Annotated in this window: 23 protein-coding genes, 1 tRNA gene and 1 pseudogene; 16 read left to right on the top strand and 9 right to left on the bottom strand. The window is 71.6% G+C overall.

The genetic code is table 11. The features are described from left to right. Nucleotides 1-56 precede the first annotated feature (56 nt). A complete protein-coding gene (locus ACFYM2_RS08720) occupies nucleotides 57-863 on the top strand; it encodes a haloacid dehalogenase type II (RefSeq protein WP_388459129.1) in 807 nt (268 codons plus the stop codon). 63 nt (nucleotides 864-926) lie between these two features. Here the strand turns inward: ACFYM2_RS08720 and ACFYM2_RS08715 are convergent, their stop codons facing one another. Beyond that, on the bottom strand, nucleotides 927-1,967 hold the full coding sequence (locus tag ACFYM2_RS08715; RefSeq protein WP_388834553.1) for a vWA domain-containing protein: 1,041 nt from the start codon (nucleotides 1,965-1,967) through the stop codon (nucleotides 927-929). A gap of 233 nt (nucleotides 1,968-2,200) precedes the next feature. Between ACFYM2_RS08715 and ACFYM2_RS08710 the strand changes: the two are divergent. The 3 genes and pseudogenes from ACFYM2_RS08710 to ACFYM2_RS08700 form a co-directional block, all read left to right on the top strand. After that, a pseudogene (locus tag ACFYM2_RS08710) lies at nucleotides 2,201-2,962 on the top strand (aminoglycoside phosphotransferase family protein); the annotation flags it as partial. A gap of 530 nt (nucleotides 2,963-3,492) precedes the next feature. Beyond that, nucleotides 3,493-3,566: transfer RNA gene (locus ACFYM2_RS08705), tRNA-Met, on the top strand. Nucleotides 3,567-4,171: 605 nt separating this feature from the next. Next, on the top strand, nucleotides 4,172-4,813 hold the full coding sequence (locus ACFYM2_RS08700; protein ID WP_358994429.1) for a beta-glucanase: 642 nt from the start codon (nucleotides 4,172-4,174) through the stop codon (nucleotides 4,811-4,813). A gap of 1 nt (nucleotide 4,814) precedes the next feature. On the opposite strand, the gene ACFYM2_RS08695 is transcribed toward ACFYM2_RS08700, so the two are convergent. After that, nucleotides 4,815-5,261 carry a hypothetical protein gene (locus ACFYM2_RS08695; protein WP_388834552.1) on the bottom strand — a complete coding sequence of 149 codons (447 nt, stop codon included), beginning with the start codon at nucleotides 5,259-5,261 and terminating at the stop codon, nucleotides 4,815-4,817. A 106-nt stretch (nucleotides 5,262-5,367) separates the two neighbouring features. After that, nucleotides 5,368-6,603 carry an aromatic acid exporter family protein gene (locus ACFYM2_RS08690; RefSeq protein WP_388834549.1) on the bottom strand — a complete coding sequence of 412 codons (1,236 nt, stop codon included), beginning with the start codon at nucleotides 6,601-6,603 and terminating at the stop codon, nucleotides 5,368-5,370. A 310-nt stretch (nucleotides 6,604-6,913) separates the two neighbouring features. Here ACFYM2_RS08690 and ACFYM2_RS08685 point away from each other — a divergent pair, with 310 nt between their 5' ends. Both ACFYM2_RS08685 and ACFYM2_RS08680 read left to right on the top strand, forming a co-directional pair. Beyond that, nucleotides 6,914-7,327: an ATP-binding protein gene (locus ACFYM2_RS08685; RefSeq protein WP_358994319.1), complete on the top strand. Its 414-nt coding sequence runs from the start codon at nucleotides 6,914-6,916 to the stop codon at nucleotides 7,325-7,327. A 31-nt stretch (nucleotides 7,328-7,358) separates the two neighbouring features. Further along, entirely contained in the window at nucleotides 7,359-8,138 is a 780-nt protein-coding gene (locus tag ACFYM2_RS08680; protein WP_388834547.1) for an endonuclease/exonuclease/phosphatase family protein, read from the top strand. A gap of 5 nt (nucleotides 8,139-8,143) precedes the next feature. Here the strand turns inward: ACFYM2_RS08680 and ACFYM2_RS08675 are convergent, their stop codons facing one another. Both ACFYM2_RS08675 and ACFYM2_RS08670 read right to left on the bottom strand, forming a co-directional pair. Continuing rightward, nucleotides 8,144-9,688 carry an arabinofuranosidase catalytic domain-containing protein gene (locus ACFYM2_RS08675; protein WP_388834545.1) on the bottom strand — a complete coding sequence of 515 codons (1,545 nt, stop codon included), beginning with the start codon at nucleotides 9,686-9,688 and terminating at the stop codon, nucleotides 8,144-8,146. A 174-nt stretch (nucleotides 9,689-9,862) separates the two neighbouring features. Then, nucleotides 9,863-10,468 carry a phosphoribosylanthranilate isomerase gene (locus ACFYM2_RS08670; RefSeq protein ID WP_358994314.1) on the bottom strand — a complete coding sequence of 202 codons (606 nt, stop codon included), beginning with the start codon at nucleotides 10,466-10,468 and terminating at the stop codon, nucleotides 9,863-9,865. 265 nt (nucleotides 10,469-10,733) lie between these two features. Here ACFYM2_RS08670 and ACFYM2_RS08665 point away from each other — a divergent pair, with 265 nt between their 5' ends. Then, complete coding sequence (locus tag ACFYM2_RS08665) at nucleotides 10,734-11,594, top strand: Rieske 2Fe-2S domain-containing protein (RefSeq protein ID WP_388834542.1); 861 nt, start codon at nucleotides 10,734-10,736, stop codon at nucleotides 11,592-11,594. 84 nt (nucleotides 11,595-11,678) lie between these two features. On the opposite strand, the gene ACFYM2_RS08660 is transcribed toward ACFYM2_RS08665, so the two are convergent. Next, complete coding sequence (locus ACFYM2_RS08660; RefSeq protein ID WP_388834540.1) at nucleotides 11,679-13,046, bottom strand: lipase family protein; 1,368 nt, start codon at nucleotides 13,044-13,046, stop codon at nucleotides 11,679-11,681. Nucleotides 13,047-13,536: 490 nt separating this feature from the next. On the opposite strand from ACFYM2_RS08660, the gene ACFYM2_RS08655 reads away from it, so the two are divergent. The 6 genes from ACFYM2_RS08655 to ACFYM2_RS08630 all read left to right on the top strand — a co-directional run bounded on the left by ACFYM2_RS08655 (nucleotide 13,537) and on the right by ACFYM2_RS08630 (nucleotide 20,524). Then, nucleotides 13,537-14,301 carry a polysaccharide deacetylase family protein gene (locus tag ACFYM2_RS08655; protein WP_388459117.1) on the top strand — a complete coding sequence of 255 codons (765 nt, stop codon included), beginning with the start codon at nucleotides 13,537-13,539 and terminating at the stop codon, nucleotides 14,299-14,301. 384 nt (nucleotides 14,302-14,685) lie between these two features. Then, nucleotides 14,686-16,290 (top strand): PP2C family protein-serine/threonine phosphatase, encoded by a 1,605-nt coding sequence (locus tag ACFYM2_RS08650; protein ID WP_388835106.1) that lies wholly within the window; start codon nucleotides 14,686-14,688, stop codon nucleotides 16,288-16,290. Then, complete coding sequence (locus ACFYM2_RS08645; protein WP_388834538.1) at nucleotides 16,287-17,411, top strand: B12-binding domain-containing protein; 1,125 nt, start codon at nucleotides 16,287-16,289, stop codon at nucleotides 17,409-17,411. Before ACFYM2_RS08650 ends, ACFYM2_RS08645 begins: the two co-directional genes overlap by 4 nt. After that, a complete protein-coding gene (locus ACFYM2_RS08640; protein WP_358994301.1) occupies nucleotides 17,408-17,839 on the top strand; it encodes an STAS domain-containing protein in 432 nt (143 codons plus the stop codon). The genes ACFYM2_RS08645 and ACFYM2_RS08640 overlap by 4 nt, the downstream gene beginning before the upstream one ends. 190 nt (nucleotides 17,840-18,029) lie before the next feature. Further along, the gene (locus ACFYM2_RS08635) at nucleotides 18,030-19,634 is read left to right on the top strand and encodes a diacylglycerol kinase family protein (RefSeq protein WP_358994299.1); all 1,605 of its coding nucleotides are present in this window, start codon (nucleotides 18,030-18,032) and stop codon (nucleotides 19,632-19,634) included. A gap of 263 nt (nucleotides 19,635-19,897) precedes the next feature. Continuing rightward, nucleotides 19,898-20,524: a DUF6629 family protein gene (locus ACFYM2_RS08630; RefSeq protein WP_388834535.1), complete on the top strand. Its 627-nt coding sequence runs from the start codon at nucleotides 19,898-19,900 to the stop codon at nucleotides 20,522-20,524. A 70-nt stretch (nucleotides 20,525-20,594) separates the two neighbouring features. On the opposite strand, the gene ACFYM2_RS08625 is transcribed toward ACFYM2_RS08630, so the two are convergent. Both ACFYM2_RS08625 and ACFYM2_RS08620 read right to left on the bottom strand, forming a co-directional pair. Continuing rightward, nucleotides 20,595-20,867 carry a DUF3253 domain-containing protein gene (locus tag ACFYM2_RS08625; RefSeq protein ID WP_358994294.1) on the bottom strand — a complete coding sequence of 91 codons (273 nt, stop codon included), beginning with the start codon at nucleotides 20,865-20,867 and terminating at the stop codon, nucleotides 20,595-20,597. A gap of 119 nt (nucleotides 20,868-20,986) precedes the next feature. Beyond that, nucleotides 20,987-21,763 (bottom strand): response regulator, encoded by a 777-nt coding sequence (locus tag ACFYM2_RS08620; protein ID WP_358994291.1) that lies wholly within the window; start codon nucleotides 21,761-21,763, stop codon nucleotides 20,987-20,989. Between the two features lie 113 nt (nucleotides 21,764-21,876). Here ACFYM2_RS08620 and ACFYM2_RS08615 point away from each other — a divergent pair, with 113 nt between their 5' ends. Then, entirely contained in the window at nucleotides 21,877-23,481 is a 1,605-nt protein-coding gene (locus ACFYM2_RS08615; protein ID WP_388834533.1) for a CHASE3 domain-containing protein, read from the top strand. Next, nucleotides 23,478-24,668, top strand: coding sequence for a fused response regulator/phosphatase (locus tag ACFYM2_RS08610; protein ID WP_358994286.1), 1,191 nt, complete (start codon nucleotides 23,478-23,480; stop codon nucleotides 24,666-24,668). Before ACFYM2_RS08615 ends, ACFYM2_RS08610 begins: the two co-directional genes overlap by 4 nt. Before the next feature lie 71 nt (nucleotides 24,669-24,739). Here the strand turns inward: ACFYM2_RS08610 and ACFYM2_RS08605 are convergent, their stop codons facing one another. After that, nucleotides 24,740-25,078, bottom strand: coding sequence for a hypothetical protein (locus tag ACFYM2_RS08605; protein WP_358994283.1), 339 nt, complete (start codon nucleotides 25,076-25,078; stop codon nucleotides 24,740-24,742). A 265-nt stretch (nucleotides 25,079-25,343) separates the two neighbouring features. Here ACFYM2_RS08605 and ACFYM2_RS08600 point away from each other — a divergent pair, with 265 nt between their 5' ends. Then, nucleotides 25,344-26,141: a SigB/SigF/SigG family RNA polymerase sigma factor gene (locus ACFYM2_RS08600; protein WP_388834529.1), complete on the top strand. Its 798-nt coding sequence runs from the start codon at nucleotides 25,344-25,346 to the stop codon at nucleotides 26,139-26,141. Nucleotides 26,142-26,552: the final 411 nt, after the last annotated feature.

Genomic DNA, 26,552 nt, shown 5'->3' with positions numbered 1-26,552 from the left:
GTGGCACCCGGGCGTTCTGGCTGCCGACCAGGCAGCGCCTGTGATGAGGAGGGCGAATGACTCTGGCGGGCGCCATCGACGTCGTGGTCTTCGACGTACTGGGCACGATGGTCGACGAGCCGGGTGGACTCCGGGCGGCGGTGCGCGAGGCGCTGGCGGAGTCCCGCGAGGCGCCTTCCCCGGCGCCCGGCGCGACGGCCGATGCCGGGATGCCCGGTCCTCAGGGGGCAAGGCTCCCGGGGAGAGGGACCCCGGGGACACGGTCCCAGGAACGACTCCTGGACCAGCTCGTCATCATGTGGCAGAGGCATGTCGAGGACGAGCAGCGCCGCATCGCCGAGGGCGCGCGTGCCTACGTCAACTCCGCTGTCCTCGACCGCGAAGCCGCCGAACGCGTGGCCGGCCGGACCGGAGTCACCGACCCGGCGGCCATCGCGCGCCTCGCCTCCGCCAGTCAGCGGCTGCGCCCCTGGGATGACTCCCGGGCAGGTCTGGCCCGGTTCGCCGAACGGTTTCCCGTGCTCGGCCTGAGCAACGCCGCCCGCGCGACCCTCCTGCGGCTCACCGTGCACGCCGGCCTGCGCTGGCACCAGACCCTGTCCGCCGAGGACGCCCGGGCCTACAAGCCGGCACCCCAGGTGTACCGCCTCGCCCTGCGAGCGGCGGGGTGCCCTCCTGAGCGCGTCCTGATGGTCGCCGCCCACGCGTGGGACCTTCGCGGGGCCCAGGCAGTAGGAATGAGGACCGCCTACGTACGCCGGCCCGTGGGCGATCCCCCCAGGCCGTCGGACACCTTCGACTGGCGGGCGGACGGCCTGGCCGAACTGGCCGCCCTGGTGCCATCGCCTCCGGGAAGCGCCTGAGCGTCAGGCCACGAGGGGAGGCCCAAGTCCACGAGGAGGGGCCTCAGATCATGAGGAGAGGCCTCAGATCATCAGGAGGAGCCGCGTGTGCGGGACGAGCTTCCGGTTCACGCTCGTGCTCTGCACGAATATCGTGAAGTCGTCGTTGTGGTCCGCCTTGACGCGCACCTCCGTGTCGGGCAGGCCCAGCAGGGCCCGCGCCTCCGGCCCCGTGTACACCCGGTCGGTCTTCTTCTCCAGGACCGCTATCTGCTTGCGCGCCTGGATCTTCTCCGGCTTGCTCAGCTGGTAGAACGCGCAGCCCGTACGGTAGGTGTGTCCACACTCGACGACCCACTCCCGTATCGCCGCGTCCCGGGCCACCGGGATCAGCTGGTACGCGGACGGATCCACCGGCGTGAGCCCCGCCGCCGCGATGGTCTCCTTGTTGACCGCGTCGGCTCCCGTGGAGAACACCGCGCGCGATCCCCGGATGCCCTTGGTGCGGCCGACCATGAACTTCTCGGTCGCCTGCTGGATGACCTGCCCGGCCTCCTCGAGACCTCGGGTGCTCGTCGCGTCCCAGATGGCGATGTTGTCCTTCGGGAAGCCGCACTGCATGGCTTCGCGCTTGCTCATCTGGTCCGGCACCAGGACGGCCAGCGTCCAGTTGTCCTGCTGCGTGGCTACCAACTCGGCCACTGCCCGCACCAGTTCACGCGGATCATCGGCCGGGGCGTCCGGGCAGCGGTGGCTCGCGTTCTCCTGGCCGTCGGTCAGGACGAACGTCAAGAAGCTGTGGTCGCCGTAGAGTTGGGCGGTCTGCGCCAGCTCCCGCTGCGATTTCAAGGTGGCCGCCAAAAGCGCCGTCATCCCGCCCACCTGGTACAACTCCCGCAAGGACGGCATCCGCAGCACGTCCTTGTCGTAGATGACACACTCCGCCTTGTCGGCGAAGACGTACACGGTGACCCGCGTCTCCTGGTCCAGGTCCTTCGAGCGGCGGGCCAGATACGCGATCTGCTGGTCGGCCACCTCGACGACCTTGCGGCTCAGGTGGGACATGGACGAACTCGCGTCCAGTACAAGAGCAACGTGATTGATGTAGTTCTGGTCTCCGGACATGGCCGCTCCCCCTCGTGCGATTCGATGCTCCGATCGTCGCACCCACCACTGACAATCGACCTCGGGCGCGGGAGCGGAGGGGGCTCCGGCGGGGGAGCACGCATCGCGCGCCGGAGGACGAACCCTGCCGCACGCCGCGACCTGCCCCCGGGGGCCCGGGCGCCGTCGCGCGCGTCAACTCTGTTCCGGAGAAGCCGTCGTGACGCTTTCCGGCCCCGGTAGGGTCGCCGCACATGTGTGAGACGGACATGGTCGACGCGGGCGAAGAACTGGTGCGGTCCCTGCTGCGGGAGCAGCACCCGGATCTGGCGGACCTCACCCTGCGCGAGGTGGCCTCCGGCTGGAGCAACCAGATGTGGCGCCTGGGCGAGGAGTTGGCGGTGCGTCTGCCGCGTACGCCCAGCGCGCCCGGCGACCTGCGCAAGGAGCAGCGGTGGCTCCCTGCCCTGGCCCCGGGCCTTCCGCTCCCGGTGCCGGTCCCCGTTCGGATCGGCCTGCCGTCCGCCCGTTTCCCGCGGCCCTGGACCGTCGCGACCTGGGTCCCCGGCGAACCGGGGGACCGCGCCCCGATCACCCGTGGTCGGCACGCGGCCGGTCGACTCGCCGTCTTTCTAAGGGAGTTGCACCGCGTCGCACCCGCCGGGGCGCCCATCCATCGTCGGCGCGGGGTTCCCCTGCGGTCCGTCGCGGCGGAGTTCGAGACGCACGTGCGGAACGTCGCGGGCAGCGATGTCGCCGACGGTGCCCGGGAGGTGTGGGAGCAGGCGGTCGCGGCCGGGGGGTGGCAGGGGCGGCCGGTTTGGCTGCACGGGGATCTGCATCCGGCCAACGTCGTCATCTCAGGCGGCACGCTCGCCGGTGTGATCGACTTCGGTGAACTCTGCGCCGGGGATCCCGCGACGGATCTCGCCGCCGCCTGGCTGCTGCTCCCTACCTGCGCGGCGCCGAGCTTCTTCGCGGCGTACGGACATGTGGACGAGGCGATGATCCGGCGCGCCCGCGGGTGGGCGGTCGTTCGTGGGCTGTCCCTCGTCGGCGTTGGCCGGGCGTGGGACCGAGGGCTGCCGGGTGGGCAGCCGACCTGGGGGCGCGCGGGGTGGGCCGCGCTCGGTCGCGTCCTGGCGTGCGAGAGGGTGGAAGCTGCGGCAGGTGAGCCCTCAGGAGGGCCGGCCGCGCCGGGACCCGCGTCCGCTCACGCGGACCGTCGGCCTCGGCCGTCGCCGCGCGGACCGTCGGCCCCGGCTGCCGTCGCGCGGCCGGAGCCAGGTGGTGCTGCCGCGCCGGCGGTGGGTGGTGCTCTGGACGTAGTGGCGGTTGAACGCGCGTTTGTCGCGGGGGCGGTCGCCGCACTCGCCCGGGCCCTTGCGGCAGTCAATGGCCGTCCTCGCCGCCGTGGACGCGGGCGGCTCCGGCCGCTTCTGCCCCTGCCGCCTCGCGGCAGCACGCCGGTCCCAGTGCCTCGGCGGCGACGGATCGCGGGCTGGTCTCGTGTGCCCGCGCGATGGCGTAGGGTGGTGTCTACCGACGCGGGGTGGAGCAGCTCGGTAGCTCGCTGGGCTCATAACCCAGAGGTCGCAGGTTCAAATCCTGTCCCCGCTACTGTGCGCGAGGGCCCGGATCCTGATGGATCCGGGCCCTTCGTATGTCCCGTCGTCCCGTCCGGGCGGCGGGCCCGACGTCCCGACCGGGGCCCCGTCCGTCGACGTCTCTCGCCTCAACTGCGCTGCTGGGTAGCTCAGTTGGCCGGTCCGGGCCTCCGTATGTTCTCCGGGACGTGACGGTCGCACAGTCCGGCTTCGGGAGACGGCTTCGCATTCCCACGCGGCGTACGAGGACACCCGAGCGCAGAGGACCCGATCGAGCGCGGAGGACCCGATGGAAGCCGCGCGCTGGGTCGCGCTCATCGCCTCCACTGTGACGACGGGCCCGGTCCCTGTGGCTGGAGGGCGGAGCTTATGGAGCTCGGGCCACCGGCGATCAGCGACGCAATCGATCCGTTTCGCGCACGGTTCCGTCAGTCGTGAACAGCTCGGCCAGACAGGCCTGTTGGGACAGGGGCCGATGGCCGCCATGTCGCCCATCGAGGGATATTCGGGCACGTATCTGGGCATCATCCGATCGTGCTCTCCAATGCTCTCGCATGGTGCCGAGACCATCTGCGCCTGCCCCGGCCGAGCGCCGGAGCCCTCTCGGACGACGGACCGATCGTGTTCACCGCCGATTTCGCCTCGACCACGCAGTGGGTCGCCGGGCGCTCGTCGGCCTATCCGGACGGCGGACCGGTCAATCCCGGTGACAACAAACTCGACTATCTCGTGGCGGACCCGTCGTACAGCCGAGGCGGGGTGTTCCGGGCGACCCGGAACACCGACGGGACGTGGAACAGCGGCCTGCTGACCACGGAAGGCAGCGCCGAAGGGTTCATGGTCCGTACCGGGGACGTCCTGGAGGCCAGTGTGCGGCTGCCCACCGGCGTGGGGGCGTGGCCCGCCATCTGGACGTGGCGGGACGGTGATCAGGAAGTCGACATCTTCGAGTACCACCCGGACAACCCCGATCTCCTTGAACTGTCCAACCATGTCCACGGGGGCCAGTCCTACTTCCGGGACGCCCGCGTCGCCCCCGGCGCCTCGGTGGACCTGCGGGTCAGATTCGGGGCCCGGTCGGTCACCTGGTGGGTGAACGGCGCGCGCGTCTTCAGGGACCGTGGGGGCGTGGGGCGGAACTGGCAGGCGTACCTGATCGTGAACCTGTCCGTGAGCGCCGGCCGCTACCACCCCCAACCCCCGGCCGACCTGAAGGAGTTGAGCTACGAGGTGTCCGCCCTGCGCGTACGACGTCACTGAGTCACCGGCCCCACGCGGCGCTCCGCCCGGCTCGCCGCGCGTCCTGGCGAGCGGATCTCCACGCGAGGCAGGCGGTCAGAGCGGCGGCCGTGAGAGGCAGGAGCGGGGAGAGGACCGCCGTCCCCCAGGACGTGAGACTCCGGTCCAGCACCTCGAAGGTCCCCCACGGCGTCCTCGCGGCCGGCACCACCTCGCCCTGCCGGCCGTCGTAGCGCACCATCACGCTGCCCGCGCGCACATCGCCCAGGAGCCGGCCGGAGCATTCGAGGTGGCTGTCTCCCCGTCCCCCGCCCGTGAGCCGGCAGTGCGTGAGGCGGACGCGGACCTCGTCCCCGGCCAGTCCGAGCCGTACGAGACCGAGGGCGCCCACCCCGACCGTCGCCCCCACGAACAGCAGCGCGATCACGCCCCAGGCCACGGCGGCCGTGCCCCGCCCCTTCGTCCTCATGGGGCCAGCATGGCGCGGGGTGCGACGGGGGTGGGGATCTTCCGGTATACGACAACGGGGCAGGTCCGCGCGCTGTAGGCTCCGCACGCCATGGTGCCGGGGCTCGTCAGAGCGGGCGTTCCCCGGGTTCCGGCAGCCGCAGGATCTGACGGACCCGACTGCGCGTCCGGCGCACATCGGGCAAGCGCCGCCGCTGCTTGCGCGACTGCTGGTCGAGGACTTCGACCAGGCGCTGCGAGCGCTTCTCCACATCGAGCTCGTTGAGGATCCGGTCGACCTCCGCGAGCAGCGCGCCGTGCAGCTGCCACTGCCGGGGGTGGCGCTGAACCTGCGCGAGGAACAGGTCGGCGACGCGGTCGCGGCTGGCCCGGCCGGCCGTCAGCTCGGCCGCCAGCCGCTCCTCCGCCTGTTCGGCGTTGGTGCTGACCTGCGTGGTGATCAGCACGGCGAAGCTCTCGATCGCGCGGGCCAGGTGCTCGAAGACGTCCCGCAGGGCGCGTCCGACGTCCGGCTCGAACAGGTACTCCTGCGTGCGCTCCTTCGCGAGGTCGGTGATCGAGCGGCACACGACCCGCAGCACCACCGCCGAGATCTCCAGGGTGTCGAGCCCGGTACGCAGCACCACCCGGGACAGCAGCCCCTCCTTTACGCGAGGATTGAGCCGGAGACTGTCCTCGGCCTGGCGCAGTGAGACATCCACCTGGACGATGTCGTGATCGAGCCGCCGCGCCTCGTGCAGACGCGCCGCCGCCCGGGCCACCGGCGTATGGCCGCCGACCTCGTCACCCAGGTCGAGCAGCAGCCGCCGCATTCGCGCGGCCAGCTCCTCGATGGCGCCGCCCGCGGACTCCACCCACACCGGCGGAGCCAGCAACATGTTGAAGAGCATGCCGACACCCGCGCCGATCAGCGTCTCCAGGACGCGGTCCCACGCCGTCGCCGAGACCCGGGTCACGCCCAGTACGAGCATCGCGCTGATGGCCACCTCGGGGACGAACTCACCGACCTTGACGAACCGCCCGACCACGAGCGCCGCAAGGATGATCAGCCCGAGGCTCCACCAGGTCAGGCCCACCAGCGCGCTGAAACCGACGGCCAGCAGCACGCCCACGACCACCGAGTTCACCCTGCGCACCGCGGTGACCAGGGTGGTGTAGAGCGTGACCTGCACGACGAGCAGGGCCGTCAGGGGCGCGGTCAGGGGAGCGGGCTCGCTGCTCAGGCGCAGGGCCACCACATAGGAGATGACGGCCGCCGCCGTGGAACGCAGGGTCTGCACCACCGCCGGTTCACGGCGGCGGCGCGCGAAATCAAGTAGAGGATGAGTGAACTCCCGCACCATGCACCCCTTCCCTCGCATGGGGAATCACACACAGGGGGGCGGCCCGAGCGGGCGTACGGACGAGTGGGGGGACCCTGCCGGTGCGCGTCGCGGGGGGCCTGAGAAAGTGGTGCCCGCGCTCGACGCGCGGGAGCGTGCCGAGGCACGGGACATGTGAGGGAAACGCTGTTGAAACAGGGAGGAGTGCGGGGGTTTTTCGGGGGTAAGCGCACCAGGTAAATGGTGGCGCTTCGGCAGTGAGGCGAACTGGATGAATCTGGCTGAGCAGTATGAGGGGCAGCGGCCGTCCGCGGGCTGTAGGGAGCACGCGATGTCGGTTTCCGCCGTGCTTGAGGGCACCGAGGACATAGCTGCCGCGCGGGGGATGGCCCGGGACTTTTTGACCTCCTTGCAGTCCGAGCACGGGCTGCCGGTCTGGAAGCGGACCATGGGCACGGTCCAGCTGGTCGTGAGTGAGCTGGTGACCAACGCCCGTAAGTACGCGCCGGGACCGTGCCTGCTGACCCTTGAGGTCAACGACGGAGCGGTCGAGGTGACGGTGTGGGACAGCAGCACCACGTTGCCGCTGATCCTGGCGCCGGACCCCAGCCGGGTCGGCCAGCACGGTCTGGAGATCGTCATGGCCGTGTGCCGCAGCTTCGAGGTGCACCGCGAACCAGTCGGCAAGCGCATCAAGACCGCCATCGCCCTGGCGGACGACCCGGACGACCGCCGGGCGGCGTGATCAGCCGGCCGAGAAGCGTACGTACGCGGGGATGAGCGCCACGCGGGTCCTCACGCTCAACGTCTGGGGGCGGGGTTCGGCCTGGCGCCGACGGCTGCCGCTCATCAGGGACGGGCTGGTGCGGCTCGCCCCCGACGTCGTCGGCCTCCAGGAGGTGTGGCGGAAGCGGTCGGGGTGCCAGGCGGAGCGGATCGCCGACGGGCTCGGGTACCACGTGACGTATGGCGCCGCCTCCTCACGGCGCGGGTGCGCCACCCAGGGCAACGCCCTGCTGACCCGGGAGCCCGTCACGCGGTACGACGTGCTCCCGCTGCCGGTGCCCGGCGGTGTCGAGCCCCGGTCGGTGCTGCGCGCCGAAATGGGCGCGACGACGGTTCTCGTCACCCACCTGACGTGGGAGTGGGAGCACGCCTTTGTCAGGCATCAGCAGGTGCGCTTCCTCGCGGACCTCGCGGACCTCGCGGACCTCAGCGACCTCGCGGAGCGGCGGGGCGGACGGGACGTCGTCCTGTTGGCCGACCTCAACGCCGCTCCGGACACCGACGAGATCCGATGGCTGACGGGCCGCATGGCGGACGCGTGGGTGAGCGCCGGCTCGGGATCCGGCCACACGTACACGCCCGCCAACGGATTCGCGCGCAAGGCCCGGGAACCCGCGCGGCGCATCGACTTCGTGCTCACCGCCGGACCGCGCGCGGCGCACGCCGAGCTGGCGTTCACCGCACCGGTCCGCGCCCGGCGCCGTACGGTGTGGCCCTCCGACCACTTCGGTGTGGTCTGCGACCTCACCTCGGATCCGGGCGCGCCGTAACCGGGTCAGTGGAGCTGGAACTTCTGGGCCGGGCTGCCGTTGCAGTCCCAGATCTGGAGCCTGGTGCCGTTGGCGGTCGCGCCGCTCGGGGAGTCCAGACACCGGCCCGACTGCGGGTTGAAGAGCGAGCCGTCCGAACGGGCCAGCCAGTTCTGGCCGCCGACGCCGTCGCAGTCCCACAGTTCGACCTTGGTGCCGCGGGCCGTGCCGTTGCCGTTGATGTCGAGGCAGCGGCCGAGGGTGCGCAGGGTACCGTCGGTGAGGTGGGCCCAGTGCTGGTCCTCGGCGTACTTCTGACAGGACCACAGCTGCACCGGGGCGCCATTGCCCCCGGTGTCGTCGGCGGCGACGTCCACGCAGGTGCCGCCGGGGCCGGTGAAGCGACGCTGGTCGCCGTTGGGCTCGTCGGTCTGGCCCGTGTAGCCGACGGAGGCGATGTCGGCCGCCACGGCGTCCTCGGCGGCGTTCGTCGGATAGCCCGTGACCATCACGCCCTCGAAGAAGGTGCCCCGGTTCCAGTTGCTGTTGTCACCGCCGGTGCCCAGGATGATGCCGCCCTCCTGCCGCATCGGCTGGTAGCCGCCACGGTCGGGCAGCGCCCCGTCCCACCAGGTCGAAAGGGCGCCGCCCTGGGCGTTGCCGCCCTTGAGCGCGTACCTGGTCCGCCCGTCGTTCTTGAGCATCGCGGTGACGTACGGGGTGCTGTTGCCCAGGTTGGCGGTGTTGGAGCCGTTGGCGCCCTGGAACATGCCGTTCTCCAGGTCGGCCTCCACCCACGGGCCCGTCCCCGTGCAGGGGGCGAAGTAGCAGGTGGTGGCGATGGAGACGGCGTCCATGTGACCGTTGCCGGTGTCGGCGGGGGTGCGTTCGGCGTTCCCGTAGTCGAAGCAGCAGGCGGAGCCCACATGCGTGCCGCTGGCGACCATGTAGGCACCTTCGGCCTGGCCGTCCACCGCCGTGCCGGACGCCTGGCCTGCGGAGCGGTAGCCGACGCCGGGCGAGATCCAGATCCCGTAGACCTTGTGCCCGCCGGCCGTGACCGCGATCTCCGAGGCGTCGGCGCCCCGGTCGGGCCCCATGCCGGCGGTTCCGGCGGGACCGGGGAAGAGGTCGTTGTGGCGCGAAGTCTGGTCGTAGACCTTGTCGATGGAGCAGGTGGTGGCCCCGCAGAAGGCGTCCTGCGCGGCGGCGTCGGCGTATCCGCCGGGTGTCAGCGGGCCGATGTCCCTGACCGCCCCGTCACTGACGCGTTTCACCTGGTACAGCGGGCCGCTGTAGGAGCCGATGAGGGCGCGGGTCGTGCTGTGGGCGGCGACGCACGGCGTGCCGGCGCCGGCGTAGACGTCGCAGGGCAGCGCGGAAGCGGCCTGGGACGTGCCGGGCAGGATCAGCAGCGAACCGAGGACCACGGCCAGGACGGAAAGGACGGACAGGACGGCCCGGCGCGCGCGGGCGCCACGGCCGTGGACGTGGACGTGGCCATGGACGCGGCCGTGAAGGGGAAGAAGGCGGTTGCGGGGCTTCGCGGGGGATAAGGGCGTTCTGCGCATGCGGTGCTCCTGAGGATGTGATGGAGCCTCAAAAGGCGGGCGTGACACGCGAGTTGCCATGACGCGACAGGACGGGAACCTAGACCGGATGTTTGGTTCCGTCAATGTTTGTTGCTTCGCCCTGTGGTGAGGGGCGGAGAACTTTTGGATTTGTCCGGAGTGGTGGTGGCTCACTCATGCCGAGCGGGCCGCCGCGATGAACGAGCGGATCAACTCGCCCGATTTGACGCCGCGTTCGCTCTCCACGCCGCTGGAGACGTCCACGCCCCAGGCTCCGGTGACCTCGGCGGCGTGGCGGACGTTTCCCGGGTGCAGGCCCCCGGCGAGCAGCCAGCGGCCGGCCGGGGCGACGAAGGCGGGGGAGGCCCAGTTCCACGGCGTGCCCGAACCGGGGTCCGGAGCGTCGAGGAGCAGCAGGTCCTCGCCGAAGTCGCCGAGCGTGGGCGGGGCCCCGGTGGCGGCCGTGGCGCGGATCAGGCGGCGCCCCGGTGCCCGCAGCGCCTCGTAGTGCTCCGGCCCCTCGTCCCCGTGCAGCTGAACGGTGTTGATGCCGCTCTCCTCGGTGAGCCGACGCACCTCGCGCGGCGACTGACCGCGGAAGACCCCGACCGTGAGGACATGGCTCGGCACACGCGCGGCGAGCCGCCGTGCGGTGGCGGCGTCCACCGTCCGCGCTCCGGAGGCGAAGACGAAGCCGACCGCGTCGGCCCCGGCCTCGGCACAGGTGTCGACGTCCCGCGCGGTCCGCAGGCCGCAGATCTTGACGAAGAGATCGCTCATACCCCGAGTCAACCAAACCCCCCGGGCCCCTTCGGCGCCGGGAACCCCACCGCCCCGGCCTCGTCTACCAGCTCGCCGCCGAACCCACCAGCGGGCGGGGGCCGGTGCGCCGACGGGGCTCGTGTCCGGGTAGAAGTGACCGGCCGGCCGTTTGGCCCCGGCGCGCAGGGGTTAACCGGATCCCATGCGATTCCTGTCAGCGAAGCCGGTGCCCGCCGGGGCGGCCGCCCCGGAACGAGGCGATGGAAAAGGGTGTGATGTCACGTTGCGGTCCCTGGTGAAGGCGCTGGACTCGCTCGGGGAACTCAAGCAGCTGGACAGGTTCACGACCCCGGTGCGCAAGGCCGTCAAGGCGCTGCCGCTCGGACCGTACCGCGCCGTCCTCCAGGGCAGGCCGATCGGCCATCCGCTGCATCCCGTACTGGTGCAGGTACCCATCGGCGCGTGGACGTCCGCGGCGGTTCTCGACCTCCTGCCGAGCGGCGGACGCCATGCGCGGCTCCTGGTGGGCATGGGAGTGCTCTCGGCCGTGCCGGCCGCCTGGGCGGGCTGGGTGGACTGGGCCGAGCAGCCCGAGCGACAGTTGCGTACGGGCCTCGTGCACGCGGCGTCGAACGGTGTGGCCATCGGTCTGTACGCCGGCTCCTGGGTGGTGCGGGGCCGGGGGAAGCCGGTGCTCGGCCGGCTGCTCGGATTCGCGGGACTCACCGCGGCCAGTGTGGGCGGCATGATCGGCGGCCACCTCGCCTTCCGGCAGGCGGTGGGGTCCAACAAGACGGAGCCGGTGGATCACCTGGTCGAGCCGGGCTGGCATCCGGTGGGCAGCGTCACGGAGTTCTCCGAAGGAGAAGGGGCCCGGCGAATGCTGGGAGAGGTTCCGCTGCTGGTGGTGAGGGAGCCGGACGGCGCCTTCCATGTGCTGGTCGACCGGTGCAGTCACATGGCGGGGCCCCTGTCGCAGGGCAAGGTCGCCGACGGGTGCGTGGAGTGCCCCTGGCACGGCAGCGTCTTCCGTCTGGCCGACGGCCACAACGTCGGTGGCCCGGCGACCGCGCCCCAGCCCGTCTTCGAGACCCGGCTGACCCACGACGGCATTCTGGAGGTCAGGCTGCCGGAGGCGGTCTGAGCCCGCCCGGACGTCGACGGGCGCGTGCGCCACGCCCGCTCGCGCCACGGGCTGTGCCCGGGCGCGCGCGGGCGTGGCGTGCCGTCAGGAGGCCCGGGCCGGCTTCTCGGGCGCGAGCGAATTGCCCGCGGGGATGCGGCCGCAGTCGGAGGGCGCGGCCCGGCCGGCGAAGCGGTCGTTCAGCCAGCCGAGGGCCTGGGGAGCCCAGGGGACGATCGCGCCGACGTGGCTGAACGCCCCGTACTGCTGGAACTTGACCGACTTGTTGCCGGTGTCGCAGTACTGCCGCGCCAGCGTGCGCACGTCTCCCGCGACCATGACACCGTCGCCGGTGCCGATGCCCGGCAGGTTGCTGAAGGTGCCTTCGAGGACGCCGCCGTTGCCCTGCGCGATGAAGGCGGGAACGGTCGGCGTGGGGGCGGAGCCCAGGTTGAGCCTGTTGACGGCCTGAAGGAACTCGGGCACGGAGTTGGGATCGGCGTACTCGGGCTTCGCCATCTTCTTCCACGTCAGACCCGGGTACTGGCCCAGGGCGTTGACGATCGACCCGTGTTCGAGCTTGCCGTACACACGGAGACCGTACGTGCTCAGATACGGCTTCAGGTCGATGCCGAACGAGCGTGATACGCCGATGATGGCCATGGGGATGACACCGGCCCAAACGACGCTGCCGTCCACGTACTTGAGGTTGTGCGCCGGGTCGACGAGCAGACCGCCCTCGGTGTAACCCACCAGTCTGCGGTTGATGTCCGGCGCGTAGGCGGGCGCCATGGTGGCGGCCCACTGGGTCGCGATGGCGCCGCCCGAGTAGCCGATCAGACCGAAGCGGGTCTCGGCGTTCATGCCGGTCTCCGGGGAATTGCCGACGGCCCGGAGCGAGTCGAGGGTGGTGGTGCCGTACTCAGGACCCGCCGCGAAGTCGGCGCTCTGGCCCTCGGTGTCCGGGACGACGACGTCGTAGCCCTGGAGCAGGAACGGCACCAGGACCAGGGATTCGGCGTTGGGAAGTACGCCGCCGAGGCTGACGTTGCCCGCGATCGCCCGGGACGGCGCGTCACCGGGACTGAGGGAGTCGTAGGCCGACTGGTAGGAGACGGCCTTGGTGCCGTCGCTTCCCACACCGCGCACCACCGAGGTCACGCCGACGGAGGGCCGGCCCTGGGCGTCGGTGGTGCGGAAGAGGAGTTGAACCGCCTTGACCGGCGTGGGGATGCCGAGCACGTGGTACTGGAGCGTCCGGGTCTTGAGTACGGTTCCGGGCGTGAACGACGACAGCGGTTCACTGCCGTCGTAGGCGTAGAACGCGTCACTTGACGCCCCCGCCGCCTTCGCGGCCGCAGATGGGGCGGAGGGGCTGGTGGGGGCGGCTGCGGCGGTCGCGGCCGGAAGGGCGGCGAGGGTGAGGGCCGTGATGGCCACGGTCGCCAGGTGTCGTACGGCGGGTGTGTGCATGAATACCTCGGCTCGCTGGTTGAACCACGGGGATGAGCGACGCACGTGTTACTGGAGGTAACGGCGTTGTAAGTTACCAAGAGGTAGCCCTGTTGCACAGGGATGTGGCAGGCGTTTGTGGTTTACCAGGCGCGGGAGAGGTGTGGCGCGGAGCGCGCCGATGGGGCTGTGGGGGCGGTCTGGGGGTGTGGGTGGCCCGGATCGGTCATGGGGTGTACGGGGGTGGTGACGCGGACCGGGCATGGGGTCGTCGCGCCGCAGGGTGTCGGTCGCGGGCGCTCGGGACGACGCGAATCCCTGGGCGAATGACAAGGTGTGAGGTTCGGTCAATTCGCCGCATTTCGGGCATTGTTGATCGTCGTTGTCCGGGAGTGCTCACGAAATTGTCCGTGGTTGGTAACGGAGGCATCCCCCGGCCCGGGTGGCTCGTCCTGTGGGGTGGTCGGACGGCGACCGGGTTCGGTGAGGGACTGCGGGAAAGGGGCGGGTCATGGCACGGCACGTCGGTGGGCGGGGCTGGTACGGCAAGGTGGCCGGGGCGGCGGTCGGGGTGACACTGCTCGCGACGGGCGCTTCGGTGTGGTCGGCGCAGGCCGGCACCGCGGACACCCCCTCGCCCGAGGGGACCGCGTCGGCCGCGGCCGCGAACCCCGTGGAGGAGACCATCGCCCACTCCTCGGACGCGGGCCCGCACGGCGTCAACATCACCATCGACGACGGCCCCGACCCCACCTGGACCCCCCAAGTCCTCGACGTACTGCGGGAGTACGGGGTGAAGGCCACGTTCTGCATGGTGGGGACGCAGGCGAAGGCCCACCCCGACCTCGTGAAGAAGGTCGTCGCCGCGGGGCACCGGCTGTGCGACCACACGGTCTCGCACGACACCACCATGGACAAGAAGCCCGAGGCGTACCAGTCGCAGCAGATCCTGGACGCCGAAGACATGATCACCAAGGCGTCGGGCGGGGTGCGGCCGATGTACTACCGTGCGCCCGGCGGGGCCTTCACCCCCTACAGCCGTCACCTCGCCGCCTCCCGGGGCATGCGTCCGCTGGGCTGGAACGTGGACAGCAAGGACTTCGAGCGGCCCGGTACGGACGCCATCGTGGCCACCGTCGAGCGCGAACTGCCCAGCGGGCCGACGGTCCTGTTCCACGACGCGGGCGGCGATCGCGCGCAGACCCTCCAGGCCCTGCGCCGTCTGCTTCCCCGACTCAAGTCGCAGGGGCACACCTTCGGGTTCCCGGTGCACTGAGCCCCGCGCGCCGGGCCTGGTTCACGTGACGGGTGTCTCGCCGAAAAGCCTGACACCCGGCCCCGGTGTCCGCGACGCGCGCGGTGTTGCGGGGCTCCGCGCCCGGCCATCGGGGGGCCCGGTGGTCATCTTCCGTCTCGCTGTGGGCTGTTGAAAGAGCGCCGTCGCGGCAGCGGAATCGCGGCCACCGGCTGTCCGGTTTGCGGGGTAATGGGGCGCCTTGCTGGTGGCGGGCGTGGTTGTCAAGGGCCGGGGAATGGGGGATGGTTGCCGGACGGCAACGTTTCCTATGAGGGTGTGAGGTGAGGGGTTCGCACAGCGGATCCTCGACAATTGAGGTCTTCCACCGGCGCGGCAACCGACGTCGACACGAGCAGTGGGTCCCTGTGGAGCAGGGCTCCCTATCCCGTCCTGATAGCTGACCTGCACGGCCTGATCGTCCTGGTCAACGAGGCGGCGGGCGAGGTCCTGCCCGAGGCGCGGCCCGGTGTGCGGCTGGCCGACGCGGTTCCGTCCTGGCTGGCGTCGGCACACGCGGCGCTGCGCGTGCCCCGGCAGGGCGACGGCGAGGGCCCCGTTGTGCGGTCCGGGTGCGTGGGCGACCGGGTCTTCGAGGCGCACCCCACGGTGGAGGACGGCGGCACCGTACTGTGGTGGCTCGTCGACGCCACCGACCATCGCCTGGCGCAGGAAGCGCTGCGCCGGGAGCGCGAGCGGACGGCGTTCCTCGGCAAGGCGTCCAACCTGCTGCTGTCCTCGCTGAATCTGGACCGCTGCACGCACGTCACCGCGCAGATGGCCGCCGAACACCTCGCCGACGCGGCGGTCGTCGTCGCCCCCGTGCGCGGCGCCCGGCTGCCCCTCGTGTCGTGCCTGCGCGACGGCGCCCCCGTCGCGTCCGTCGCCGATGTGGATCCCGAGTCGGTGCCGGGCCTCGCCGAGGCGCTGCAAGGGTTCCCGCCGGTGCCCACGCGCTGGGTCGAGCCCTCCAACGTCCCGGACTGGGTGCTCCCCGAGGGGTTCGGGCCCGCCGGGTCGATAGTGGTCACCCCGCTGCCCGGACACGGCGTACCGGCCGGAGCGCTGATCCTGCTGCGCCGCGCGGCAAGTGCCGGTTTCACCCCCGAGGAAGAGGTCTTCGCGCGGCTGTTCGCGGCCCGGGCCGGAGCGGCGATGTCGGCCGCCCGGCTGTACGCGGACCAGTCCGCCATCACCGACGTCCTGATGCGCGAGCTGCTTCCGCCCTCCCTGCATCAGGTGTCCGGCGTGGACTTCGCGGGCGGCTACCGCCCGTCGGAGGACCACGAGCGGATCGGCGGGGACTTCTACGACGTCCACCCCGCCATCAACGAGGGTGCCCCCTCGCTCGTGGTGCTGGGTGACGTGTGCGGCAAGGGTCTGGAAGCGGCGGTCCTGACCGGGAAGATCCGCAACACCCTGCACGCCCTGCTGCCGCTGGCCGACGACCACCAGCGCATGCTCGGCCTGCTGAACATGGCGCTCCTGAACTCCCATCACACCCGCTTCGCCACGCTCGTCCTGGCCTCGGCCGTACGCGAGGGAGGCTCGGTGCGGATGCGGGTCACCAGCGCGGGCCATCCCGCCCCCATGATCGTGCGCGCCACCGGTGAGGTGGAAGAGGCCGACACCCGGGGCACGTTGATCGGTGCGATGCCCGATGTGCGGGCGGAATCGGCGGAGTTGTCCCTGGCGCCGGGGGAGACGTGCGTTCTGTACACGGACGGATTCACCGAAGCCCGGGGCGGCCCCATGGGAGACGCCATGTTCGGCGAGGAGCGGCTGCGGCGCGTCCTGGCCGAATGCGCGGGCATGCCCGCCGAGAGCATCGTGGAGCGGGTCCAGATGGTCGCCTCCCACTGGGTCGGCAACGGGTGCCACGACGACATGGCGGTCGTGGTCGTCTCGGCGCCCCGCAACCACCACCTGAGCGCGGTGAACGGCCACACACGGGGCAGGTTCACCGCATGACGACCGAACTCCGCACGGCGCCCCCGGACACAGCGCCCCCGGACACGGCACCGCTGGACACGGTGCCCTTGGCCGAGGCGCTGTGGGACGCCGTTTTCGCGGGCGACGAGTACACGGCGACCGGTCTCGTGCAGGGGGCCCTTGACGAGGGGTACGACCCGGAGTGCGTCCTGCTCGACGTGATCGCCCCGGTCCAGGCCAAGGTCGGCGAGGAGTGGGCGGCCAACCGGATGAGCGTCGCGCAGGAGCACGCGGCGACCGCCATCAACGACCGTGCCGTGGCCGCGCTCTCGACACATCCGGCGGCCCGCGCCACCATCGAACGCGGGCGGATCACCGTGGCCTGCGTGGACGGCGAGTGGCACGCGCTGCCCGCCCGGCTCCTCGCCGAGGTGCTGCGGCTGCGTGGCTGGCGCGTCGACTACCTGGGCGCCCAGGTCCCGGTGTCCCACCTCGTGGCGCATCTGCACCGCACCGGGCCCGAACTCGTCGCGCTCTCCAGCTCCATCGCGACCCGGCTGCCCACGGCCCACGCCACGATCACCGCCTGCCAGGCCACGGGCGTACCCGTCCTGGCCGGCGGCGCGGCCTTCGGGCCCGGCGGACGCTACGCCAGGCTGCTCGGCGCGGACGCCTGGGCCGGGGACGCCCGCTCGGCCGCCGACCACATCGCGAAGGGCCCGCTCGCCCGGCCGCACCCCGGCCACCAGCAACTGGACGACCTGCCGCACCTGGAGGACCAGGAGTACACGTTGGTCACGCGGACGAGGACGACCCTCGTACGCGCCGTGCTGCGCGGCCTCGAAGAGGCGTTCCCGGCCGTCCGCCAGTACAGCGACCTCCAGCGCGAACGCACCGCGGAGGACCTGGCCCACATCGTGGACTTCCTCGCCACCGCGCTCTACCTCGACGACACCGACCTCTTCACCGGCTTCCTCACCTGGACCGCCGCCATCCTCACCGCACGCGGTGTGCCCGCCCAGAGCCTGCCGCCCGCCCTGGTCCTCCTGGGCGAAGAGCTCAAGGACTTTCCGCGCGCGAGACGTCTGCTCCGACAGGGCGCCGACCGGCTCGCAGATCCTTTCGCCGTTCCCTCAGCCCCCGCCAGGAACCATCCGTGAGTACCTACCCCTCGAGTCACCTCAGGCTGACGGCCGAGGACACCGGGACCACCGTGCGCATAGAGCTGCACGGCGACCTCGACTACGACAACGCCGACATCGTCCTTGACGCCGTCACCGAGAAGCTGCGCGAACGCCCCCGCCTGCGTGACCTGCACCTGGGCTGCGCGGGCCTCGGCTCCGTAGACTCGACGGGGCTCTCCGTCCTGCTGATGATCCGCCGCCGCACCGACGCGGCACAGGTCTCCCTGCACCTGGAGGACCGCACTGCGGCGCTCGACCGGCTCCTGACGATCACGGGGAGTCTGGACTACCTCACCGGGGGCGCCACCCGTGGCGTACACGAGACCTCCGGCCCGGGAGAATCCCGGGCGGACACGGAGGAAGCCCTACCGGCCCGCCCCACAGGACCGGACAGCCGTGCCTGACCGGATCCGAGGCCTCGGGCCACTGACCCTGGCGATCGAGGCCGTGCCGCAGGAGGACCGCGGGGCGCCGGCCACCGAGCTCGGCGCACTGCGGAGCGCCTTCACCGCCCCCGGTAGGGTGGGGCAATGACGCGGCCCGGCCCCGTCGTCCCACGCGACCAACCCCTAGCTGTAGAGGTGTGACCAGCGCATGAAGCGACTCGGACGGCTGCGTACGGCGCTTGGACGCACGGCGCTTGGACGCACGGCGTCTTCCGGCTTGGGCGACCGCCTGGGCGCCGCCCTCACCAGGTCAACTCCCCGCAGGGCAAGCTCCGTTGCCCATCTCGTACGAAAGGCGGCCGAGCACGATGCCGTCTGGCTGGGCGCCGCCGCCGTCCTCGGGGCCTCGGGCGGACGCGGCGCGCGCAGGGCGGCGCTGCGCGGCGTCGGCTCGGTGGCGATCGTCGCCGCGATCAACCACGCCCTTGCGAAGCCGGCCGCCCGCAGTTCCCGGCCCGTCCTGGACGCCCTGCCCGGAGTGTTCCCCCGCCCGAGCACCGCTTCCCTGCCCTCCAGCACGATGGCCTCGGCCGCCGCCTTCGCGTCGGGAGTCGTCCTGGAGTCTCCCCGGTACGGTCTGGCCGCGCTGCCGTTCGCGACCGGCCTCGCCTATGTCCGCGCCAGGGGCAGCCTCGATCACCGGCGCCGCGCGGCCGCCGGGGCGCTCGTCGGGATCGGCGCCGCGCTCCTGACGTGCCGATGGTGGCCGGTGAAACCGCAGGCGGCGGCCGCCGCCGCTCCTCCGCGCAGGCCGGCGCCCGCGCTCAAGGAGGGCAAGGGCCTCCAGCTGGTGGTCAACCCGTCCTCGGGTGTCGCCTGGTCCAAGGACACCGTCGAGACGCTGCGCGCCCTGCTGCCCGAGGCAGTCATCACCCTTTTCGAACCGGGTGACGACCTGCTGGCCCTGCTCGACGAGGCGGCCGCACGCGCGGCCGCAGAGGGCGGGGCGCTAGGCGTGTGCGGGGGCGACGGCACGGTCAACGCGGGCAGCGCCACGGCCGCCCGCCACCATGTGCCGCTCGCCGTCTTCCCCGGCGGCACGTTCAACCACTTCGCCGTGGACCTCGGCAACCAGACCATGGAGGACGTGGCCCGCGCGATCCGGGCGGGTGACGCGGTGAGCGCCGACGTGGGCCGCGCCTCCTCGCCCGCGCGTCCCGGCACGGCCCCCGGCACGGAAGCGCCGGCGGAGAAGTCCGCGAGTCCGGCCGATGCGTCCCCGGGCGAAGGTGAGCAGCAGCTCTTCCTCAACACCTTCAGCATCGGGGTGTACTCGGAGCTCGTCCATGCCAGGGAGCGCCTGGAGAAGCGCATCGGGAAGTGGCCCGCGCTCGTCGTGGGCCTCGCGAAGGTCCTCGCCACCGGCAGCCCGCTCTCGGTGGTCATCAACGGCCGCCCCCGCCGCATCTGGCTGCTCTTCGCGGGCAACGGGATCTACCATCCCGCCGGATTCGCCCCCACCTACCGCACCCAGCTCGACGACGGGCTCCTCGACGTACGCGCGGTGGAGGCAGGCACCCCGCTGGCCCGCACCCGGCTGCTGCTCGCCGTCCTGACCGGCACCCTGCACAGCTCCCGCGTGCTGACGACGGCTCAGGTGCGCCGGCTCGACCTCGAAGTCCTGGAGGGCGAGCCGCACTTCGCGTACGACGGCGAGGTGACCGACGCCACCTATCGGCATCTGATACTCGACAAGCTGCCCCAGGCGGTCACCCTCTACCGCCCCGCCGACCAGGACCAGTGGCTGCGCTGAGCGCGAGCGGGCTCGCGGCGCCCGGGCTTGCGGTGTCGCGCAGCTCACACGCATGAGGTGAGAATGCGGGGGCACAAGGACGTCACGGTCCGCGCGGCCGGGGCTCCCCCCTCCCCGACCCGGACTCGCGTGCCCCGCCATCCCCTTCCCCCGGGGATGCGCGGGGCCGCCGTATGTCCGGCCCACGTCGGCCGCGTACGCCCCCCGCCCCGTCCGGGCTGTCCGGCGGGCCCGTCGAGCGGACCGGTCGTAGCGTTCCTGTCATGTGCTGGAGTGCGACGGCCGACCTGGTGGCGGGCGCGGGCATCGCGATCGTGGGAGTCGCCGCCGTGGGCTCGGCGGCCCGCCGCCCCGGCGATGTGCCGCTCGCCGCGCTGCCCCTGGTCCTCGGGGCGCACCAGATCGTCGAGGCCGCCGTCTGGCACCACGGGGGTGGCCCGGGGCCCGCCACACTCCTCTGGGCGGTCATCGCGCTGCCCCTGCTGGCACTGTGGGTGCCGGCGGCGGTGCTGTGCGCGGCGCCGCCAACTGCCCGGCGCCGTCTGCTCGTTCCGCTGGCGAGCGGGATCACGACCAGTGCGGTGCTCGCACACGCGCTGGCGACGCGCACCGTGACGGCCGAGATCCGGGGGCACACGGTCGGATACTCCCTCGGCCTTCCAGCGGCCGGTTTCGTCGTCCTCGGGTACCTGCTCGCCACCGTCGGCTCCCTGCTGCTGTCCGGTGACCGGGGCCTGGTGGCGTTCGGCGTCCTGGTCGCCGTTGGGGCCGCGGTGACCTTCGGCCTGTGGCGCCAGGAGTACGTCTCGACCTGGTGCGCCTGGGCCGCGCTGTGCTCGGTCGTCCTGCTGCTCCGGGCCAGGAGGCGCCGTCCGGCCCCCGCGCCTTGACGGGCCGGGTGCCTTGACGGGTCCCGCGCCTTGACAGCGCGGGCGCTGGGGACGTCGAGGGGGGCGCGGATCAGCGTGGGCGGCGGATACGGATCGGGCCACGGGCCGTCGCCGGTTCGACCGCCCGCCCCGACTGGGTGATCTCCACTTCGCCGGCGTCCACCAGCCGCCGGGCGGCGCGACGGGCCGGTTCCATCAGCGCGCGCCAGCCGTCGTCATCGCCGTCGTACACCGCTCGCGCGACATCGGACGGGCAGATCGACGAGGCAGGGTCACGGGAGTCAAGCAGCTCCAGGATGGCCCGTTCCAGACGCTGGTCCCTCTGTCGTTCGGTGTCCGTCACGGTGCCAGTGTCACCCCGGCGGCCGTGCGGCACGTGCGGACCGCCGCCGAGCGGGCGAGCGCGTCCCGACCCCCGAAGGGGTCCGCGCCCGGCGGACCCCCCACGTCGTGGCGGGCCGCTCAGGTGGTGTGGGGCGGGCGGGTGGCGGTCTCCAGGTAGAAGGCGTCGATGCTCTGGACCGCCTGCTCGAACTCCTCCAGGTTGACCGGCTTGGTCACATACGCGTTGGCGTGGCTGGTGTAGGCACCCGTGACGTCGTCGGGGGCGGCGGAGGTGGTGAGCACGACGACGGGGATGGTCTGTAGGTCTTCATCGGACTTGAGCACCCGGAGCAGTTCCCGGCCGTTCATGCGCGGCATGTTGAGGTCGAGGACGATGAGGTCGGGGCGGACGCTGTCCGGGGCCCGCAGGTGTTCCAGAGCGGCCACGCCGTCGGTGACCTGCACCAGGTTGCGGGCCCCGCGCTGGGAGAGGGCTTCCTCGATCAGCATGGCATCGGCGATGTCGTCCTCGACGAGCAGCACGGCGCTGGGGTGGGCGGGAACGGTATTCATCGGTTGCTCCGTAGGTGCTTCAGAGGAGTGGTGGAACAGCCCTGGCCAGCGCCGTCGGGCGCCTTGGCGGGTGAGGCCGCTTGCTTCGCCGATCTGGGGGTACCCGGCACCCGCGCGCGCCGCGTCCTGGGCGGCGGACCGCTGAAGCCGCTCGGCCGAGCGCTGGAGCTGGACGAGGACGTGCAGCAGTGTCAGCGCGGGCACCGAACCGTCGGTGTCCGGATGCCCGGGGTCCTCCAGCAGCCGCTGGGCGATGCGCCGCGCGAGGTCGCCGACCGCCACGTCCGTGGCCTCGGCCATCTCCTGCGGAGTGTTCCGCAGTGCGAAGTTCTTGCCAGGCATACCCGGCAGCCTAGGCCCCCACCCGACCCCGCGACAACATTCGTTGTCGAAGAGCCTCTACAGTATGCGCGGCGCTATTCCAAGTGTCACAGGGCGGAGGCGGAGGTTCGGAGATGGCCGGCGAAGAGACGCTGTCGCGCGCGCGAGGGTTTTCCGCGTGGACGACTTCGCGATGGCTGCGCGTGGGCGTGGCCGTGTCCTTGGCGGTTCTCACCGTGCTGGGCGTGACCGGAGCCTGGGTTCTGGGGCGTACCGCGTCCCTCAGCGACGACCTCGTGGACGCGAAGTCCCAGGCGGTGACCACCGCGGTCCGCCTGGAGTCGGCCCTGCTCAACCAGGAGACCGGCATCCGCGGGTACGGACTCACCGGAAACCCCGAATTCCTCACGCCCTACCAGCAGGGTCTCACCGAGCAGGCGGCCGACACCACGCGCCTGTCGCAGATGCTCGAGAAGGACCCCGAAGGCCTCGCCGATCTGCGCAGGGTGCGGGACGCGGTGGAGAAGTGGCAGGCCAGGATCGCCCGGCCGATCGCGGCGGCCCCTGCGGGGGCGCCGTCGCCGCTGGCCGCCGAGCGCGCGACGGAGGGCAAGGCCTCCTTCGACCAGCTGCGGAGCGCCCTGACCCACCAGCAGGAGCGGCTGCGGAGCGAGCAGAGCCAGGCACGCGACAGCCTGGCGGCCACGATGCGGCTGCGCAACTGGGTGTTCGCCGCGATCGCGGTGGTCATCCTGGCGCTCGCGGGTCTGGTCTTCGAGGGCCTGCGCCGCGGCATCACCCAACCGCTCAGCCGGCTCGGGGCCGACGCCCGCGCGATCTCCGAGGGCGACTTCAACCGTCCCATCACCCCGACGGGCCCCGCTGACCTTCGGCGCCTGAGCGGGGAGATCGACGTCATGCGCCGACGGCTCGTCCAGGAACTCGACGTCAGCGAGGAATCACGCCGCCTCCTCGACGCGCAGACCGCGGACCTTCAGCGTTCCAACTCCGAGCTCGAACAGTTCGCGTACGTCGCCTCGCACGATCTCCAGGAGCCGCTGCGCAAGGTCTCCAGCTTCACCCAGCTGCTCCAGCGCAGGTACGCGGGTCAGCTGGACGACAAGGCGGACCAGTACATCGCCTTCGCGGTCGACGGCGCGAACCGCATGCAGGTCCTCATCAACGACCTCCTCGACTTCTCCCGCGTGGGCCGGGTCCACCACGCCCACCAGAGCGTCGACCTCGACGCCGTCATGGAACAGACCCTGTCCGCCCTGAGCGTGAGCATCGAGGAGACGGGCGCGCAGATCACGAGCGACGACCTGCCGAGCCTGGTCGCCGATCCCACGCAGATGGGCATGCTGTGGCAGAACTTGATCGGCAACGCCGTCAAGTTCCGCCGCCCGGACCAGCAGCCGCACATCCATGTGACGGCGGACCATGAGGGGCCGCTGTGGCGCTTCACGGTCACCGACGACGGCATCGGCATCGAGCCCGAGTACGCGGAGAAGGTGTTCGTCATCTTCCAGCGGCTGCACACCAAGGACGTCTACAGCGGCAGTGGCATCGGCCTCGCGATGTGCAAGAAGATCGTCGAGTTCCACGGGGGTACGATCGCGGTCGACCCGGAATACACCGGTGGCACCCGCATCACCTTCACCCTGGCCGACGCGCCCGAGGGGAGCGAGGACGCGGCGGCCGCCGTGACAGATCTCGACCACGCGGAGCCCACGACATGATCACAGCGTCGGGGACCCCGCACACGAGACCGGCCGAAACGGTCTACCGCGTCCTGTTGATCGAGGACGACGAGGGCGACGCCCTGCTGGTGGAGGAGTTGCTCCACGACACCGGGCTGCGTTTCGAACTCACCACCTGTAGCAGTCTCGCCGAGGCCCGCACCCAACTCGCCTCGGCGCTCATCGACTGCATCCTGCTCGACCTGCACCTGCCGGACGTCTCGGGCACCAACGCGGTCACCGCCGTCCGCGGCCTCGCCCCGCACACCGCGGTGATCGTCCTGACCGGCCTTTCCGAGTCCCAGGCGGGCCCCGAGGCCATGGCCGCCGGCGCCCAGGACTACCTCGTCAAGGGAAAGGTCGAAGCGGACCTGCTGCGCCGCACCCTGCGGTACGCCGTCTACCGGAGCCAGACCGAACGCGCCAGCGCCGAGGCGCAGGCCGCCCGGCTGCGCGCCGAGGAGAACGCCCGCCTGGAGCGCGGTCTGCTGCCCCAGCCGATCCTGGACACCTCCACCGTCACGGTCACCTCCCGCTATCTGCCGGGCGGCGAGCTGACCCTGCTCGGCGGCGACTTCCTGGACGTCGTGGAGTGCGACGACGGGCTCTTGCGCGCCGTCGTCGGCGACGTCAGCGGCCACGGCCCCGACGCGGCCGCCCTCGGCGTCTGCCTGCGCATCGCCTGGCGCTCGCTGGTGCTCGGCGGGCACCGGGGCCCGGATCTGCTGCACCTGATGGAGCGCATCCTGATCGCCGAGCGCGGCAGCCACACCCTGTTCGCCACCTGCGCCCTGCTCACCCTCGACGAAAAGGCGCGCACCGCCACCCTGCACCTCGCCGGACACCACGAGCCGCTGCTCACCACGCCGGAAGGCACCCGCGAGGTGGCCGCCGAGCTCGGCATCGCCCTGGGCATCGCCCCGGAGGTACGCAGCTGGGCGGCCACGGTCATCCCGCTTCCTGAGTCCGGTGCCCTGACGCTTTACACCGACGGCCTCACCGAAGGGCACAACGGTACGGCGGACGGACGCCTGGGCGTCGAGGGGCTGCTCAGCCTGATAGACCAGCTCCCGCCGACCGACCCCGCCGCGCACGTGGACCGGCTCATCAAGGAGACCCACGCGCTCAACGCGGGACGCCACTCCGACGACCTCGCCGTGCTCCGTCTCGACTGGGGGGCCGGCTGAGGAACCGGCGGCCGGCCGATGAGCGGGGGAGCGCTAAGCCGGCCGTCACGCCGGTGCGCACTCCGGCTTGTTCACCCGGCGGCCATGTCCGGCCCGGGAAGCAGGGTCTCGTCGAGGTGATAGCCGAGTTCCCGAAGGCCGCGCGCGATGGCCACCGCCTTGCGGTGCAGCTCCGCGCGTTGCGGGGAGGGCTCCGTCTTCTCGACCGGGCCCGCCCCGGGGTCGGGCGGGGGCGGAGTGGCATCCTGCACGGCGTCCCACGCTTCCCGTGCGACGCTCTCGGCGACATGGTCGTCGGCCTCCGCCCCGGCCGGGCGCGCCGACGTACGGCTCAGATAGGCGTCGATCGCGGCGCGCGCCTCTTGGGCATCGGCCGATTCGGATCCGCCGTGTTCCGTCTCTGTGGTCATGGGACGCAACGTAACGCCGGGTCTGGGGACGGCGACGCGTACACGCCCGAGCCCACTGGCCATGACAGAAACACTGAGCCAGTGGAGACCTGATTTCTACTGTCGTCATGATAGGTTTCCTGCTGGCCGGGTGGGGACCACGCGCCGCGCCGGTCGAGGAGAAAGGGGAGTGGCTGTGAAGGGCGTAGCGACTGGTACCGGGACCACGCGGGAGGACGGCGCGGCGGGAGCGCGCGTACTTCCCTTGGTCGAGGAGCCCGCGCGGATGGCGCCCGCCGACGCCAGGGAGCTGTCACGGCAGTTCTTCGAGCGCCTGGCGCAGGTGCAGGAGGGTACGCCGGAGTACCAGTACGCGCGGAACACGCTGATCGAGATGAACATGTCGCTCGTACGGTTCGCCGCCCGCCGCTTCCGGCAGTTCGCGGACGAGATGGAAGACGTGACCCAGGTCGGCATGATCGGGCTGATCAAGGCGATCGACCGATTCGAGCTGTCCCGCGAAACCGAGTTCACGACATTCGCCGTGCCGTACATCGTCGGCGAGATGAAGCGGTTCTTCCGCGACACCACCTGGGCCGTCCATGTGCCACGGCGACTTCAGGAGCGCCGCAGTGAGCTGATCCGCGCACGCGAAGAGCTGGAGAGCCGCCTCGACCGCTCGCCCACCGTCAAGGAGCTGGCCGCTCTGATGGGGATCGGCGAGGACGAGGTGGTCGAGGCGCAGATCGCGGCCAACGGCTACAACTCCTCCTCCCTCGACGCCGCACTCACCAGCGAGGCCCAGGACGGCGAGGCCGCCCTCGCCGACGTCATCGGGGCCGAGGACCCCGCGATGGAACTGGTCGATGATGTGTCGACGCTCGCTCCGCTGCTGGCCGAACTCACCGACCGCGAACGCCTTTTGATCCGGCTGCGCTTCGGCGCCGAACTCACTCAGAGCCAGATCGGCGAAGAGTTGGGCATTTCCCAGATGCAGGTATCGCGCCTGCTGACGCGAACGGTCGCCAAACTCCGTGCGGGCATGCTCGGGGCGATGACCGACAATGCCGCGAAGGCGGCCTGAACTCCGCGCCGTCCGCCCCGTGGGGACAGTACTCAGGGGCAGTGCGTCGCGGGTAAATGCGATCGGGACGCCAAAAGGAGGGGGCGGGCCAGGGCCCTACCTGGCGATGGAGGTGCGCGGTTCCCTGCGCTCGCAGGAGCGACCCTGGCCACACCTGGCCCCTACCCGGCATTCCGGAAATCATGGGCGTCTTTTCGCGGCGGTGTCTCCAGGGGAATGAAATCGGACACCCGCGGGGGAGTGGCACAGGCCGAGATGCCGCGACAGAAGCCGCGACGGCCGAGACGGAAACAGGGGCGGGGGCCCCCCCCCGGGGGGGGGCCCCCCCCCGGTGACCCCGGGGGGGGGGGGGGGGGTGCACCCCCAACCCCCGGCCCCCCCCCCCCCCCCGCGGGGGGCGCAAAACAAGAA

Source organism: Streptomyces sp. NPDC006711 (assembly GCF_042869775.1).
Classification (GTDB): Bacteria; Actinomycetota; Actinomycetes; order Streptomycetales; family Streptomycetaceae; genus Streptomyces.
Note: the sequence above shows the minus strand (reverse complement) of the source record. Positions and strands in the feature narration are given on the sequence as shown.

Coding starts and splice junctions, on each gene's coding strand:
- ACFYM2_RS08720 (WP_388459129.1), top strand. CDS start 57: ATGACTCTGGCGGGCGCCATCGACGTCGTGGTCTTCGACGTACTGGGC.
- ACFYM2_RS08715 (WP_388834553.1), bottom strand. CDS start 1,967: ATGTCCGGAGACCAGAACTACATCAATCACGTTGCTCTTGTACTGGAC.
- ACFYM2_RS08695 (WP_388834552.1), bottom strand. CDS start 5,261: ATGAGGACGAAGGGGCGGGGCACGGCCGCCGTGGCCTGGGGCGTGATC.
- ACFYM2_RS08690 (WP_388834549.1), bottom strand. CDS start 6,603: ATGGTGCGGGAGTTCACTCATCCTCTACTTGATTTCGCGCGCCGCCGC.
- ACFYM2_RS08685 (WP_358994319.1), top strand. CDS start 6,914: ATGTCGGTTTCCGCCGTGCTTGAGGGCACCGAGGACATAGCTGCCGCG.
- ACFYM2_RS08680 (WP_388834547.1), top strand. CDS start 7,359: ATGAGCGCCACGCGGGTCCTCACGCTCAACGTCTGGGGGCGGGGTTCG.
- ACFYM2_RS08675 (WP_388834545.1), bottom strand. CDS start 9,688: ATGCGCAGAACGCCCTTATCCCCCGCGAAGCCCCGCAACCGCCTTCTT.
- ACFYM2_RS08670 (WP_358994314.1), bottom strand. CDS start 10,468: ATGAGCGATCTCTTCGTCAAGATCTGCGGCCTGCGGACCGCGCGGGAC.
- ACFYM2_RS08660 (WP_388834540.1), bottom strand. CDS start 13,046: ATGCACACACCCGCCGTACGACACCTGGCGACCGTGGCCATCACGGCC.
- ACFYM2_RS08655 (WP_388459117.1), top strand. CDS start 13,537: ATGGCACGGCACGTCGGTGGGCGGGGCTGGTACGGCAAGGTGGCCGGG.
- ACFYM2_RS08645 (WP_388834538.1), top strand. CDS start 16,287: ATGACGACCGAACTCCGCACGGCGCCCCCGGACACAGCGCCCCCGGAC.
- ACFYM2_RS08635 (WP_358994299.1), top strand. CDS start 18,030: ATGAAGCGACTCGGACGGCTGCGTACGGCGCTTGGACGCACGGCGCTT.
- ACFYM2_RS08630 (WP_388834535.1), top strand. CDS start 19,898: ATGTGCTGGAGTGCGACGGCCGACCTGGTGGCGGGCGCGGGCATCGCG.
- ACFYM2_RS08620 (WP_358994291.1), bottom strand. CDS start 21,763: ATGCCTGGCAAGAACTTCGCACTGCGGAACACTCCGCAGGAGATGGCC.
- ACFYM2_RS08615 (WP_388834533.1), top strand. CDS start 21,877: ATGGCCGGCGAAGAGACGCTGTCGCGCGCGCGAGGGTTTTCCGCGTGG.
- ACFYM2_RS08610 (WP_358994286.1), top strand. CDS start 23,478: ATGATCACAGCGTCGGGGACCCCGCACACGAGACCGGCCGAAACGGTC.
- ACFYM2_RS08605 (WP_358994283.1), bottom strand. CDS start 25,078: ATGACCACAGAGACGGAACACGGCGGATCCGAATCGGCCGATGCCCAA.
- ACFYM2_RS08600 (WP_388834529.1), top strand. CDS start 25,344: ATGGCGCCCGCCGACGCCAGGGAGCTGTCACGGCAGTTCTTCGAGCGC.